The 15,330-nt window shown below is 46.1% G+C and carries 12 protein-coding genes; 1 reads left to right on the forward strand and 11 read right to left on the reverse strand.

Annotated elements, in window-relative coordinates; translation table 11 throughout:
• Positions 1-4: 4 nt before the first annotated feature.
• The 11 genes from betA to R7P67_RS05555 form a co-directional block, all read right to left on the reverse strand.
• A complete protein-coding gene (betA, locus tag R7P67_RS05505) occupies positions 5-1,720 on the reverse strand; it encodes a choline dehydrogenase (protein ID WP_005373209.1) in 1,716 nt (571 codons plus the stop codon).
• A gap of 180 nt (positions 1,721-1,900) precedes the next feature.
• Positions 1,901-3,361, reverse strand: a complete 1,461-nt coding sequence (gene betB, locus R7P67_RS05510) for a betaine-aldehyde dehydrogenase (protein ID WP_262652749.1) — start codon at positions 3,359-3,361, stop codon at positions 1,901-1,903.
• Positions 3,362-3,379: 18 nt separating this feature from the next.
• On the reverse strand, positions 3,380-3,979 hold the full coding sequence (gene betI, locus R7P67_RS05515) for a transcriptional regulator BetI (RefSeq protein ID WP_017820329.1): 600 nt from the start codon (positions 3,977-3,979) through the stop codon (positions 3,380-3,382).
• A 605-nt stretch (positions 3,980-4,584) separates the two neighbouring features.
• The gene (locus R7P67_RS05520) at positions 4,585-6,606 is read right to left on the reverse strand and encodes a diguanylate cyclase (protein ID WP_411912806.1); all 2,022 of its coding nucleotides are present in this window, start codon (positions 6,604-6,606) and stop codon (positions 4,585-4,587) included.
• Between the two features lie 462 nt (positions 6,607-7,068).
• The gene (locus tag R7P67_RS05525) at positions 7,069-7,827 is read right to left on the reverse strand and encodes an SDR family oxidoreductase (RefSeq protein ID WP_054576059.1); all 759 of its coding nucleotides are present in this window, start codon (positions 7,825-7,827) and stop codon (positions 7,069-7,071) included.
• A 9-nt stretch (positions 7,828-7,836) separates the two neighbouring features.
• Positions 7,837-8,733, reverse strand: a complete 897-nt coding sequence (gene mmsB / locus R7P67_RS05530; protein WP_262652746.1) for a 3-hydroxyisobutyrate dehydrogenase — start codon at positions 8,731-8,733, stop codon at positions 7,837-7,839.
• Positions 8,734-8,752: 19 nt separating this feature from the next.
• A complete protein-coding gene (locus R7P67_RS05535; protein WP_318085898.1) occupies positions 8,753-9,883 on the reverse strand; it encodes an enoyl-CoA hydratase/isomerase family protein in 1,131 nt (376 codons plus the stop codon).
• Positions 9,884-9,893: 10 nt separating this feature from the next.
• Entirely contained in the window at positions 9,894-10,670 is a 777-nt protein-coding gene (locus tag R7P67_RS05540) for an enoyl-CoA hydratase (RefSeq protein WP_017633670.1), read from the reverse strand.
• Positions 10,671-10,719: 49 nt separating this feature from the next.
• The gene (locus R7P67_RS05545) at positions 10,720-11,874 is read right to left on the reverse strand and encodes an acyl-CoA dehydrogenase family protein (RefSeq protein ID WP_005373226.1); all 1,155 of its coding nucleotides are present in this window, start codon (positions 11,872-11,874) and stop codon (positions 10,720-10,722) included.
• A gap of 93 nt (positions 11,875-11,967) precedes the next feature.
• Positions 11,968-13,461 carry a CoA-acylating methylmalonate-semialdehyde dehydrogenase gene (locus tag R7P67_RS05550; RefSeq protein ID WP_262652744.1) on the reverse strand — a complete coding sequence of 498 codons (1,494 nt, stop codon included), beginning with the start codon at positions 13,459-13,461 and terminating at the stop codon, positions 11,968-11,970.
• Between the two features lie 70 nt (positions 13,462-13,531).
• Complete coding sequence (locus R7P67_RS05555; RefSeq protein WP_262652743.1) at positions 13,532-14,710, reverse strand: thiolase family protein; 1,179 nt, start codon at positions 14,708-14,710, stop codon at positions 13,532-13,534.
• A 209-nt stretch (positions 14,711-14,919) separates the two neighbouring features.
• On the opposite strand from R7P67_RS05555, the gene R7P67_RS05560 reads away from it, so the two are divergent.
• Positions 14,920-15,306 carry a MerR family transcriptional regulator gene (locus tag R7P67_RS05560; protein WP_005373242.1) on the forward strand — a complete coding sequence of 129 codons (387 nt, stop codon included), beginning with the start codon at positions 14,920-14,922 and terminating at the stop codon, positions 15,304-15,306.
• Positions 15,307-15,330 lie beyond the last annotated feature (24 nt).

Genomic DNA, 15,330 nt, shown 5'->3' on the forward strand with positions numbered 1-15,330 from the left:
CATTTTATGAGATCGAATCGAGATCTCTTTTTGGCGGATGCATTCGTTGCATCTCTTGCCAGTCCGGTGCAATCCAAACTGGTACGTTGTTCGACGTTTCTAGGGCGTTATCCAAAATCATATCCGCGGCGCGTTCTGCCACCATAATCGTTGGCGCATTTAAATTACCGTTCGGAATGGTTGGGAAAATAGAAGAGTCCACCACACGCAAGCCTTGAATACCGCGTACTTGGCATCGCTCATTTAAGACGGCTAATGGGTCGTTATCTGCGCCCATTTTGCAGGTACAAGATGGATGGTAAGCACTCTCGACGTTTTGCTTCACCCATTCATCAATCTGTTCATCCGTTGTGATGTTCAGACCGGGTTGGATCTCATCCCCACGAAACTCATCCATGGCTGGCTGATTGAGGATCTCGCGAGTAAGGCGAATACAATCACGCCAATCCTGCTTATCTTGTTCAGTGGAAATGTAGTTAAACTCAATCTTCGGCTTATCATTCGGATTCGCAGAGACAACTTCAACCGACCCGCGACTTTCTGGCTTGTTAGGTCCAACGTGCACTTGGAAACCATGACCATCAAAAGCAGCTTGCCCGTCATAGCGCATTGCCGCTGGCAAGAAGTGATATTGAATATTTGGCCACTTTAGTCCTTCACGAGAGCGGATAAACGCACACGATTCAAAGTGGTTAGTCGCACCAAGGCCTTTGCGAGTTAATATCCACTCAGTGCCAATCAAGCCCTTGCTCACCAAACCTAATTTGCTGTTGAGCGTAATAGGTTGCTTACAGTGATATTGGAAATACACTTCTAAGTGATCTTGCAGGTTTTTACCTACCCCTTCCAACGAGTGTTTCACCTCAATGCCCGCTTTTTCTAATACTGCCTTAGGGCCAATGCCTGAAAGCTGCAACAGCTGAACGGAGCCAACCGAACCCGCACTCGAAATCACTTCATTGTTCGCAAAACATTGCTGAATTGAACCTGACTTTTCAAATTCAACGCCTACCGCTTTCTTACCTTCTGCACCAGTTTCTTCTAATAAAACTCGATGAACCGTCACCCTCTTCATTAGGGTGAAGTTTTTGCGTTTTTTAGCGCGGCTTAAGTATGCATTAGAGGTCGAAGCGCGTACGCCTTTGTCGACGGTCATATGCATTGGGCCAAAGCCCTCTTGTTGATAACCGTTGTAATCTTTTGTTTCTGGGTAGCCCGCTTCTTTGCCTGCATCAATAAAAGCTTGGTACAGTGGATTGAGCTTCATATCGTTGCCGTTACATGTGCCGACTGGACCGTGATCGCCCCGATATTCATCAGCACCACCAATCCAAGACTCTGCTTTACGGAAATAAGGCAAACACGACTGATAATTCCAGCCTTTCGCGCCTTCCTCTTCCCACTGGTCAAAGTCACAAGCGTGTCCGCGAACGTAAACCATGCCGTTGATAGATGAGCTACCGCCCAGAACTTTTCCGCGAGGACAATGAAGTTGGCGACCATCCAACCCTTGCTCTTCAACCGTCTCAAACTGCCAAGCGTATTTTTCAGTGTTCATCGGGTAAGAAAGCGCCGTTGGCATTTGGATAAAAATACTTTTATCCGACCCACCCGCTTCGAGTAATAGGACCGAATTTTGACCACTTTCACTTAAGCGATCCGCTAACACACAGCCGGCCGAACCCGCACCGACGATGATGTAATCGTAGTGTTGTTGCATTTTTATTCTCCTAGGAGTTAATACTCATCACCGTAGATAAGTGAACGAAATTAGCGTAGGAAAAATGCTTGAGAACAAGGCGGAAATTTTGATAAGTAGTTAACCTACAATCAAAATTGACAACGTAGTTATCGAGCATTTTAACAAGCTAAAGTGGTCAGTTATCTACTATGAGTAGTATCATTTGTAAGGGCTTTCGAAGTCGCTTAGCTGAACCAGAACACTCTTCGTTTGTGTGTAATGTTTAAGGGTTTCGACTCCGTTTTCACGGCCAACACCTGATTGCTTGTAGCCGCCAACTGGCATTTCCGCAGGTGAGTCACCCCATGTGTTCACCCAACAAATACCCGCTTGAATTTGATGGATCACACGGTGCGCACGAGATAGGTTTTGAGTAAATACACCTGCCGCTAAGCCATAATCAGTGCCATTTGCACGCGCAATCACTTCCGACTCATCGCGGAATTTCAGAACTGACATTACCGGGCCAAAGATTTCTTGTTGAACGTGGCTCATGTCATCATCGCAATCGACAAATACGGTTGGAGCAACAAAGTTACCATTGGCTAGGCCATTGTCTGTTGCTTTGTAGCCGCCAGTCAGTAACGTCGCGCCACTCGCTTTCGCGGCTTCAATCGCTCCTAGAACTTTCGATTCATGATCTTTAGAGATTAGCGCGCCAATTTGCGTGTTCTCATCAAGCGGATCGCCGACGACTAACAGCTCGGTTCGGGCTTTAAGCTGTGTGATAAAGTCGTCATAAATACCTTCATGGACAAATACACGTGTACCGTGCGTACAAACCTCACCTTGGGTGTAGAAGTTCGCCACCATGGCCGCAGAAACGGCATCGTTTAACTTCGCATCATCAAAAATAATCAGTGGAGACTTACCACCAAGCTCCATCGTTACTTGTTTTAGTGTCTTAGCGCTGTCACTCATGACGACTTTACCGGTGCCTGACTCACCCGTGAATGACACTTTTGCGATGTCAGGATGCGCTGTTAGCATCTGTCCTACTCGGTAATCCCCTTGCACGACATTAAATACGCCATCTGGCATGCCCGCTTCTGAATAAATTTCGGCGAGCTTAAGCGCCGTTAATGGTGTTTCTTCTGATGGCTTGAAGATCATTGCGTTGCCCGCAGCCAGTGCTGGCGCCGATTTCCACATCGCAATTTGAATTGGATAATTCCAAGCGCCAATACCCGCGCAAATGCCCAATGGCTCACGACGTGTATAGAAAAACTGATCGTCGCTGAGTGGCTGCTGTTCACCTTGTAGACTTGGAGCAAGACCCGCGTAGTACTCAAGAACATCGGCACCTGTTGTGACATCAACCGCGATAGCTTCTTGAATGGGCTTACCAGTATCTGCCACTTCCAATGCAGCCAGCTCGTCATTACGCTCACGTAAAATGGCAACGGCTTTGTGTAAAATACGGCTGCGCTCAATCGCAGTCATCGCCGACCATGCAGCAAAACCTTTTTTTGCCGATTCAATCGCTGCTTGAAGATCGTCTTGGTTCGCTTGTTTAATGTTGGCCAATGGCTCACCATTCGCCGGATTGTAAGTGGTGAAGTGTTCATCTGAACACCCGTCGTACATCGCACCATTGATATAGTGTGCTTTCATTTCCATTTTGAAGACCTGTAACTTTTATATTTTTTCAGAATAAAACGTAAGTTGTTTTTCGAGATAATCGTTGATGATGATTCTCGCTCTTTCTGCATCAATGCCTTGCGGGTTGAGCGTTCCGCGCAGCCAAATTCCATCAATAAGTGATGCAATACCATGAGCAACCAATTCAGCCTGCTCTGCATTTAATAATGCTTTGAGTTCTTTTCTTAGGTGGGACAATAGACGTCGTTCGTTGACACGCTGTAAACGCTTGAGCTGCTCGTCATGCATTGAGTACGACCAAAACGCCAGCCAAGTCTTAGCAACTTGGTTTTCTGCCTGATAGCCGACAAAGTTACCGTCAATGATGGCGTTAATTCTTTGGTGATGAGCATCACTTGGCAGCTCACGTAACTTCTGTGTGATAGTGGACGAAAGCTGACGCAATATTTCGCGCATCGTTTCCTCCAGCAATCCGTGCTTACCACCGAAATAGTGGTTGATAATCCCCGTTGATACACCGGCTTCTTTGCTGATTAACGAAATACTCGCCGCGTGTAAACCGACTCTATCAATCACTGACATTGTCGCTTTCACAAGCTGCGGTTTTCTGATTTCAGGCATCCCCACCTTTGGCATTTTGCGTCCCTGTTATTTTTAATTGAACGGTTAGTTAAATATAAAATGCCTGAAAATTAATTCGAACTCAAATTATTTTTAAAGAAAAATGTTAGTAAAAAAGGATGAAAAGTTGAGGGTGTACGAAAAATTGCTCAGCAAGAACTTGTCGGGATAACTAGATTTTAGTTTAAGAACAAACAAATAAGCAAAACAAAATCAAATGCTTAACCATTTATCTATTTTTAAAACGATGATGAACGAGTTGATTTTTGAACAACAAAAATCTGTGCCACAAAAAATTTATATCGACCACTAATCATTTCACCTGTACACGGTTTATTTGTACAAAGAATAGACACACTAGTTTGTTATAGTTTTGTAGACACAAGTGGCATTCGCACTTTGAAGGTGAAGAAGGCAAAAAGAGAGGTTATATTGAACGCCATGAATATGCGATTCGATATCCTTAAGCCATTTTTAAGTAATATCGCCAAGTGACTTTAAGATGTTAGATTCAGCGTTTTATATTCGAAACAAGGATCTCAAAGTCACTTGGCTATCAAAGTAAATGGGAGGGATAAGTTCAGATTCATCGTGCGATGAGCCTGAACTTTTGATTTCTGTTACGCTAGCGAGCGACCTTTCACGCAGTTGCGTCCGTTCGCTTTCGCTTGATAAAGCAATTTATCGGCCTGATCGCAAAGTGATTTAAAACTCATCTCATTATCTTCAGTGGTAACGACTCCAAAACTACAGGTCACTCTCACTTCTTCTTTCTGTTCCGTAACAAAGCCATGTAGGGATAAAGCGCTACGTAAACGTTCTGCAGTAATAAGGGCGTTTTTATGGTCTGTATTGGGCATAACAACAACAAACTCTTCACCACCAAAGCGAGCAACAATGTCGTTCTCACGTACAGTTTCCTCCAACACTTTGGCAACGCCCGTTAGTACGGTATCTCCAAACACATGCCCATAGGTATCATTTACCTGCTTGAAATAATCCACATCGATTAACGCTAAAGTTACTGGCCCCGATTGTGGTTTATTTGGCACCATTTTCTGTTTATCGAGTTTGCTATCTACCCATTTGTTTAAAGCTAGATAACCGCACTTAACTTGCTCGACTTGCTCAAAAACAAAGTGTTGTATCTTTTCTTGCTTAGATTGAGGTACCGGTTTCTCTTTTCGCTCACGCCTCACTTCTACTGGCTTAGTGAACCAGTCCTCTAAAAAACGGCGATTGAACAACCCTGTCAATGTGTCTGTCTTTGCGAGGCGACGCATTCTCAAACGCGAGCGATTGACGACGAGAAATACTACCGCCATCAAAAATAGAACACCGATGAGCGCAAGTAGCGCTTCACCCAATAAGTAAAAAGTACGACGGTTATTTTCTAGCTCCATACGCTGCAACACATTGTTCCAGTTGAGATCTTCGTTCTCATATTCAAGTCGTTCCAACTCAAATAACGTCTGCTGGCGCTCAAGATTTTCAACTTCTCTTTGATTGCTAAATTGGATAAATTTATCGTGATAGTTACCGTAAGTTTCGAATGCTAGTTTAAAGTCATTGCTTCCCGCATAGGCCATAGCGGCGACTTTTAGTAGCTCCATTTGCTGTTGCTTGACGTATCGACTCTCTATAATCTCCGGCAGCATTGGTGCGATCATCGCTAAAAGTATTTCAAATTGCTGCTGCTCTAACATATATTCGGCTTGTAACAACTTAAATGTTGCCAAATACGCGCTAGACGTTTCTCTGTACTGTAAATTCTCCGCCAGCTTCAAGTGGTTAACCATCTTCTTTTCTTGATTCGTCTCACGATATAAAGCTGCAAGTTCAAGGTTAACTCGAAATCTAAAGCGTCCATCACCGATAATTTGAGCCAGCTTTAACGCTCGCTGATATGACGCTATCGCCTCTTCGTATTGGAACTGTGCTTTATGAAGTTTCGCTATCGTCAAAACGCTCAACAACTCATTGAACGACATACGCCTATCCCTAAAATAGCGATATGCTTGTTCCAAAAGCGCCTCAGATCGGTCGTAACCCTGAATTTTGACAAGTACGTCACCTAGCTCTAGTGCTGCACGTTCGACCAGCCCGTGAACACCTGAAGATTCAGCCGCATCCATGGACGACATAAGTGCAGCATAGGATTTTTTAAACTCACCTTGCTCATCGTAATAGCGTCCTTTTAGCAGCAGGATTTCTGATTCAAGTTGCTTATCACCATTCTCACGCGATGTTTCCAACAAGCTATCCAACGCAGAAAGCGCGGTATCGATATCGCTCTTTCCAACCATAGTTCGCATCTGAATCAACTTAAACAGGAGATACTCATGGCTCTGTGGACGCACAAGCTCCAATCCTTTTTGAACGACACTCTGACTCTCTTCTACGCGCCCTAGCAGCTCTAAAACCGTGGCCTTGGCAAGCCAGTAACGCACCAACAGCGCTGTTGGTTGGTTTTGTAGTAAAGACTCTTCTTCTAACGCTTCAATCAAAGCTAAAGAACTCTGAGGTAATGCGTAAATTTGATTTTCGATGCCTTCTAACGACTGTAAAAACTTACCTTCCTGTTCCACCTTTTCTGTGGAGGCCAGAACAGAAAAACACAGACACCCTAATAATAGCGGCATCGTCCTAAGCGAATGAAATAGTGACATTATTGCTCTTCCCTAATGGGTAGTTACTTCAGTGTAATTGAGAATTCTGATTATTTATTATTAAGACAACTGAAGGTTATTCAGTCAGCCTCATATTCCCATGTATTTTGCGCTGAATAATAAATCACCATCTTTAGATGCCGAAATAGTTTTCGGTCGCAATATAACCAATGAGGGTATTTTTTACACACCAAGAATAATGATCTCGTTAGTGAGACAAAAGATCGTCTTAGTTGTGAGTTAATACATTTACATGACAAGCAATATAGAACTAGCCATTCACATTAGAAATAGAATAAATTTTTATACCGTTCGATGAGATAGCAGTCGACCATGCATCCAATACATTTTTCAGATAGAAGCAATAAAAGAAAGGAGAAAGTGGAAGGAAGCGGACAATCAAACTCGCTCCCCTTTTTTATGTTGCAGAGGGGGTTACATTCGCATTCCGCCATCGACTTCGAACACTCGTCCGGTCACGAATTCGTTGGTTAACACGTATTTTATGGTCGATGAAATTTCATCCGCCAAACCTAAACGTCCAACCGGAATCATTCCGATTAAACGTTCCATCGCTTCAGGTTTTATTTGGTCTGTCATGGCAGTTTTGATGACACCCGGAGCAATCGCCACTGAGCGAATTCCGAAACGCCCTAACTCTTTCGCCCACACCGTTGCCATGGTGGCTACCGCCGCTTTAGATGCTGAATAGTTGGTTTGACCAATATTCCCGGCACGCGCAACGCTGGATATGTTGATCAGAACCCCTTTGCTATCGGTGTTCAGCATTACCTTGCTCGCTTCACGGCCACACAGGAAAGTGCCTGTTACATTCACATCTAGAACAGACTGAAATTGTTCCAGCGACATCGTGTTAACCTGACCATCTTTGACTTTAATGAACATGCCATCACGCATAATACCTGCGTTATTGATAACGCCATTGAGCTGCTTGAAATCTGCCTCAATTTGCTCAAAAGCACTGCACACCTGCTGTTCGTCAGTCACGTTCGTCACATAAAAACGAGCGGTAACTCCGAGAGATTCACATTCCGCTTTCGTTTCAGCCAGTTGCTCTGAATTGAGGTCGATAAGCGCAAGATGAACGCCATTTTCCGCCAGTGACAGTGCCATTTGTTTACCCAGCCCCTGCCCTGCCCCCGTGATCGCAATGACCTTATTTGCTAACTCCATAAGCGCTCCTTAGGCCTGATTTTGCTTTTGGTAGAACTCAAACAAGCTTGAAAAATCTTTTTGCCCGTTGCCCTGACCGTTGTGAAAATTAAACAGATTACGAGCCAAGCTGCCCATTGGCGTTGATGTTTGACTGGCAACCGCCGCTTCCATCGCAAGACCCAGATCTTTAGCCATTAACTGGCTCATAAAGCCGCCTTGATAACCATTGCTTGCAGGCGTACTTTCCATCACACCTGGACAAGGGTTATAAAGCTCTAGCGCCCAGTTACGTCCTGAACTTTGCAACATGATGTCGGAAAGCACTTTGGGATCGAGTCCGTTTTCCATCCCTAAATTGAGTGCTTCACAGGTGCCGCTCATCAAAATGCCCAACATCATGTTATTGCAGATCTTCGCCACCTGACCAGCTCCAGCATCACCAGCATGGAAGATGTTTTTACCCATGTGGCTAAGCACCGCTTTGGCTTGAACAAAGTTCTCTTGTGAGCCGCCAACAATGAAAGTTAACGTACCTGCTGCTGCGCCCGCAACGCCACCAGATACTGGTGCATCAACAAAACTGATACCAAGTTGCGATGCTTTTTCGCCAACCAAACGAGCAGTCGCCGGATCGATGGTGGATGAATCAATCAGCAAGGTGCCTGATTCGACGCTATCTAAGATGCCATCTTGACCAAGATAAACGCTTTGAACGTGTTGGCTCGCTGGCAGCATAGTGACAACCACCTCCACACCTTGTACTGCCTGCTGAACGGAATCGGCACTTGAAGCGCCCAATGCGGTCAACTCCTCAACTGCGCTTGGGTTCAAATCAAATACTTCGACATTCAAGCCCGCTTTGAGTAGATTCTTAGCCATAGGCGCACCCATGTTACCAAGGCCAATAAATGCAATTTTGTCCATATCGTATTTCTTCCTTGTACTAAAGTGCCGCTATAGCTACCGACGATGCGGTCAGTGGGTATTCTGCTGAGTCAATTGGCGAGAAGAAGCGCTCCAAAACTTGTGGCGTTACGTCAGAAACCGTGCGATGTTGCCAAGTCGGTTGATTGGTTTTATCAATAATCAGCGCACGAACCCCTTCTCTAAAATCACCTTCTAAGCCACAACGTAGTGTTAGGTTAAATTCCATATCAAAACACGCTTTCAAAGAGAGGTTTTGATACTGCGTTAACTGCTGATAAGTGATACTGAGCGACAACGGACTGCCATAGTTCAGTGACTTCTGCGCATTGACGAACCACTTGTTATCAACGTTAGCACGGCTGATTGCATCAACAATTGACGCTAAGTCACCCGAACATAACTGCTCAATCAATTCCGCATAGGGCATCAACATCCCTTCGGTTGGCTCGTCCACGTGTACCGAACGCAGCGTAGTGGCGATTTTTTCGTTGATGTTCGCTTCATCTTGCCAACTTACCGATGCAAGCAGATCCAGCAGCACTTGCTTGTTTTCTGGCTGTGCAATCCATTGGCTTAACCCCAACGCTTTCATATCTGTTGCGTTAATTTGACAAGCCGTCAAACTTAAGAACAGTGCCAAATGTTTTGGCAACTGGTTCAGGAAGTACTTCGCGCCTACATCTGGGTAAAGGCCAATTTTAATCTCTGGCATTGCAAAGCGTGTGGTGGTTTCTGCTACGCGATGGCTGGCACCCATAAACAGGCCAACTCCCCCGCCCATCAAATAACCATGTCCCCACGCGATGATCGGTTTTGGATAAGTATGAATAAGATGGTCACAGCGATATTCGAGGTCAAAGAAGGTTTCCATCGCTGAAAACGCAGAATCAAAGTCTTGCTCTTTGTTTTCAAGTGCACGGTAGATCGCTTGAATATCACCACCAGCACAAAACGCTTTTTCACCTTGAGCATGCAAGAATACCGCGATGACGCTGTCGTTCGTTTGCCATTCATTAAGCTGTTTGTACAACTTCTCAATCATCACGTAACTCAACGCGTTGAGAGCTGCTGGGTTATCAAGCTCTAGCACACCAATAACAGAGCCATCAGCGCACTCAAGTTTTGAAACATTTACTGTACCTGTCATTTGGCCTCCGCTAGCTGTTTGTCCATTGTGGCTTGCGCTTTTGCAAAAACGCATTCACACCCTCAGTCTGATCTTGTGTATTGAACAGCTGTAAAAACAGTTCACGCTCCAAAACCAATCCAGCTGCATGAGTTTGGCTGCGTCGACCTTGAATTAGCGTTTTGCACGCAGACACAGATTTCGGTGATTGACCTGCAACACGCTGTGCTAGCTCCATAGCCGCTTCGAGTGCTTGACCTTTCGCCACCACCTCTTCGACTAACCCAATTTTTTCCGCTCGCTCGGCCGTCACACGCTCGCCACACAGGATCATACGCTTCGCCCAACCTTCACCTACCAACGCGGTCAGGTTTTGCGTCCCACCCGCACACGGCAACAAACCTACCGATGCTTCAGGAAGTGCCATTTGTACTTGTTCTTCTGCGATACGAATGTCACACGCCATCGCCACTTCCAGACCGCCGCCCATCGCGTAACCATTAATCGCTGCGATAGAAACCCCATCGAATGCAGAAAGCGCTTCAAACGCTTCACCAAATGCGAACGCCATGTTTGCTGCTTGTGATTTATCACCCGATGCAAAGTTATTAAGATCTGCTCCAGCAGAAAAGAATTTCTCGCCTTCGCCTGTTAAAACCAACGCATAAATAGAGCGATCATTACTAAGTTCAATTGCCAACTCTTTTAGCTGATTCAAAGACTCAAGCGTCCAAGTGTTCGCTGGCGGATTACTAATCGTGAGCTTGGCAATATGCGCTTCGCGCTCTAATTTGATTTGTGCCGTCATAATCTTTCAGTCCTTTTTAATTTCTTTAGGTAAGGCTGTGTCTCGCTGACTAAAGCAGCTCAACGCCTTCCGTTAGTAATCGTCTTGCGACGATCAGACGCATGATTTCGTTGGTACCTTCAAGAATTTGGTGAACACGAACGTCTCGGAAATGGCGCTCGACTGGATATTCTTTGATGTAGCCATAGCCACCGTGAATTTGCAGCGCCTGATCGCAGACTTTAAAGCCCACATCAGTAGCAAAGCGTTTTGCCATGGCACAGTACGCACTTTTTTCTGCGTGCTGGGCATCGAGTTTAGCGGCTGCGAGTCGCACCATTTGACGCGCAGCGACCAGCTCAGTCGCCATATCAGCAAGCTTGAACTGCAACGCTTGAAATTGCGCCAGTGAACGGCCGAACTGTTTGCGTTCGTTCATGTATTGCTTGGCTTCGTTCAGTGCTTGTTGCGCAGTACCGACGGAACAAGTAGCGATATTGATTCGACCACCATCAAGGCCAAGCATGGCGAACTTAAAGCCTTCTCCCTCTTCACCCAACAGATAGTCAGCCGGAATGCGGACATTTTCGAAGGTAATCATGCGAGTTGGCTGGCAGTTCCAGCCCATTTTGGCTTCTTTTTTACCGTAGCTAATGCCTTCGCAATCAGCAGGAACAACGAATGCAGAAACGCCACCCGCTCCTTCACCACACGAACGCGCCATCACGACGAGAACATCTGTATCACCCGCACCCGAGATAAACACTTTTGCTCCATTGAGGACAAACTCATCGCCATCACGCACTGCGCTAGTCGTTAGAGAAGCGGCGTCAGAGCCGGCATTAGGTTCGGTTAAACAGTAGGAAGCGAGCTTTTCACCCGAAATTAGATCCGCGCTAAATTGCTGCGCCACTTCTGCTTTGGCAAAGCTGGTGATCATCCACGTCGCCATGTTGTGAATGGTCATAAACGCAGTAGTCGCGGTACAACCCATAGCCAACTGCTCGAAAATGATCGCCGCATCCAAACGAGATAACCCTAAGCCACCATGCTCTGGCGGCGTATAGATGCTCAGAAAACCAAGTTCACCTGCTTGACGCAGTACGTCTTTAGGGAAATGATGGTTTTCATCCCACTCGGCCGCATGAGGCGCTAACATTTGGTCTGCAAACTGCTTTGCTACTTCGGCAAACGCGAGTTGATCTTCGTTTAATTCAAAATCCATCTTGAAGTCCTAAGGTCTAATTCGTTGCATTTGTATCCGAGCCAAGCCCACTTAAACGGTGGCGCTTGGCTAGAGGTGTCGCTAATCCAGTAATTAGCTAAGTTGAATGGTCATGTTTGGACCGCTTGGAATGTCATCTTCAAACCAACGCGCGGTGACAGTTTTCGTCTCGGTGTAGAAGCGAACCGCTTGTTTACCGTAAGCATGCAGGTCGCCGTAGAAGCTGCCTTTCCACCCAGTAAATGAGAAAAATGGCAATGGCACCGGAATCGGCACGTTGATGCCTACGTTACCTACTTCGATATTGTGTTGATACTTTCTCGCGGCAGCGCCGTTCGCCGTGAAAATAGACGTACCATTACCAAAGCGGTTTGCATTGATCAGTTCAATCGCTTCATCTAGGTCATCCACTTCCATAGTTAACAGTACAGGCCCGAAAATTTCTTCCTGATAAATCGACATGTCTGTGGTCACGTTGGTAAACAGTGTTGGCCCCACCCAGTTACCGTTCGGGAAGCCAGGTACTTGGCACTCTGTCCCGTCCAGAACACAATTCGCGCCTGACGCTTTGCCTTCATTAATCAAATTCACCACTCGCTGCTTCGCTTGAGGGCTAATCAGTGGACCATAACCGGCGGTTTCATCATCCCACGCGCCAGGCTGAACCTGAGCTAACGCCTCTTTAATCTCTGGAATCCATTCTTTGGTTTCGCCGACAAATACGGCAACCGAAATCGCCATACAGCGTTGGCCTGCAGCACCAACTGACGCACCAACTAGGTTATTGATGACTTGCTGTTTGTTTGCATCCGGCATGATGACCATGTGGTTCTTAGCACCTGCAAATGACTGCACGCGTTTCAGGTTGTCTGTACCTGTTTTGTAGATGTACTCACCAACGGGCACAGAGCCAACAAAAGAGATCGCACGAACGACTGGATCAGTCAGAATGCGGTCGACTTGCTCTTTGGTCCCGTGAACAACTTGCAATACGCCTTTTGGTGCGCCAGCTTGTTCAAACAGCTCCGCCAGTTTCATTGCCGTTAGTGGCACTTGCTCTGACGGCTTCAAAACAAAGGTGTTGCCACAAGCGATCGCCATCGGGAACATCCACAATGGGATCATCGCAGGGAAGTTAAACGGTGTAATGCCAGCACAAACGCCGAGCGGTTGAATGTAAGAGTAACCATCAATATTGGTCGCGACGTTCTCAACCGTTTCGCCCATCATTGAGCTACAAATGTTTGCAGCTTGCTCTACCACTTCAATTCCGCGCCAAATGTCACCCTTTGCATCCGCGAGGGTTTTGCCTGTCTCACTTGAAAGCAGTATCGCCAACTCATCGTGTTGCTCTTTTAACAGATGTTGGTAGCGCAACATCAATCTAGCACGCTCCGGCGCTGCAACTTCTTTCCAGCGTTTGAACGTTTCTGTTGCGCTGGCAATCGCCGCATTCATTTCCGATTCCGTGGCACAAGGTACTTGTGCAATCACTTCGTTGGTTGCCGGGTTGGTTACATCTAGCCATTGTTTTGAATCGGAGATGGCAAATTCACCACCGATATACTGCTTTACTTGTTCTGTCATGATGACATCCTTGTATTTTTCAGCTTGTTACTGACTACTGTTATGTAAGTGAAACTTTGTTGAGAGTGATTTAGCAGATTTCAATCGCGATAGCGGTAGCTTCGCCGCCGCCAATACAAAGCGATGCAACGCCACGCTTACCACCAGTTTGTTTTAGCGCATGAATCAAAGTGACAAGGATTCGATTGCCACTTGCGCCTATTGGATGCCCCAGCGCACAAGCCCCTCCGCGAGGGTTCACTTTGCTCTCGTCCAGTTCGAGTGCTTTCACCGCGTATTGAGTCACGACAGCAAAAGCTTCATTGATTTCCCAAAGGTCCACGTCTGGTTTGTCCCAGCCCGTTTTTTCCAGCAGCGATTCAATCGCGAAGACTGGTGCGATGGTGAACTCATCAGGCTGTCTTGCATGCGTGCTGTACGCGACAATTTTGGCTAGAGGCTGAAGGTTTTCCTGACGACCAAACTCACTATCGACTAAGATCATTGCCGACGCACCATCCGAAATGGAACTAGAGTTTGCTGCGGTTACGCCGCCATCTTTGGCAAACGCAGGGCGTAAGGTAGGAATTTTAGTGACGTCGAGTTTGCTCGGTTGCTCATCATCTACAACCAAGGTTTCGCCGCGTCGACTTTTTACGTTAACGGGCACGATCTCTTCTTTGAACAAACCTTGTTCGATTGCTTGCTGCGCACGAGTCACCGACTGCTGCGCCCAGGCATCCATACTTTCACGGCTGAACTGATACTTTTGCGCCGTCTGTTCTGCAAAGACACCCATCAGCTCGCCTTGGTAGGCATCCTGCAAACCGTCATAAAACATGTGATCAAGCACTTGCTCGTGACCTAAACGGAAACCATCACGCGCTTTCTTTAATAGATAAGGAGAAGACGACATGTTTTCCATGCCACCAGCGATGACAGCATGCGCATTACAAGATTGAATAAGGTCATATGCCAGCATCACGGTTTTCATACCCGATCCACAAACTTTGTTCAGTGTCGTACAACCAATCGATTGTGGCATTTCAGCTTTAAGGCTTGCTTGTCTTGCAGGCGCTTGCCCCACACCGGCGGGTAAAACGCACCCCATCAACACTTCGTCTATTTTGTGCACATCGAGTTGGCTTTCGGCTAGCGCCCCTTGAATGGCTTTCGCACCGAGTTCCGTGACATCTGTTGAAGCTAATGCACCTTGAAAAGAGCCGATAGGCGTTCGCTTAGCGGCAACAATCCATGTTTCATTTTTCATTCCATTAACCTTCTGTTGACGTTTACGTCATAACTATACTAACATTTACGTTAACGTCAAGTTTGACGTTATTGTTTGTTCGAGTGAATCTTTGATTTCGAGTAAATGCGTGTGATATCAAGGCTCAAGAGTGGATGTTGTTTGTTTACTTTAACGTTAACGAATTGTATATTCATGTAAATGTTATACGAAAGTCGTAAGGTTAAGGAATGAACACATTTAAGATCAGCGAGCTCGCGAAAGAGTTCGACATTACTACTCGAAGCATTCGCTTCTACGAAGATTTAGGTCTCCTAACTCCAGAACGTAAAGGCAACACTCGAATCTACAATGGTCGTGATCGAATTCGACTAAAACTGATTTTGCGAGGTAAGCGATTGGGCTTTTCTCTTGCAGATATCAAAGAGTTATTTGAACTCTACGATACCGATCAAAGTACTGAGCAGTTGAACTATATGATTCGGTTGATCGAAGAGAAAAAGGCAGCATTGCAACAGCAAGCAAACGACATTCAAGCGGTAATGATGGAGTTAAATGCTGCGCAGTTGCGATGCCAAAACACACTGAGATCCATGAAAGGCGAAAAAGTCACCTAACACCTCAACTCTGGGATGTAGGTG

This window comes from Vibrio sp. Vb0937, assembly GCF_033338855.1.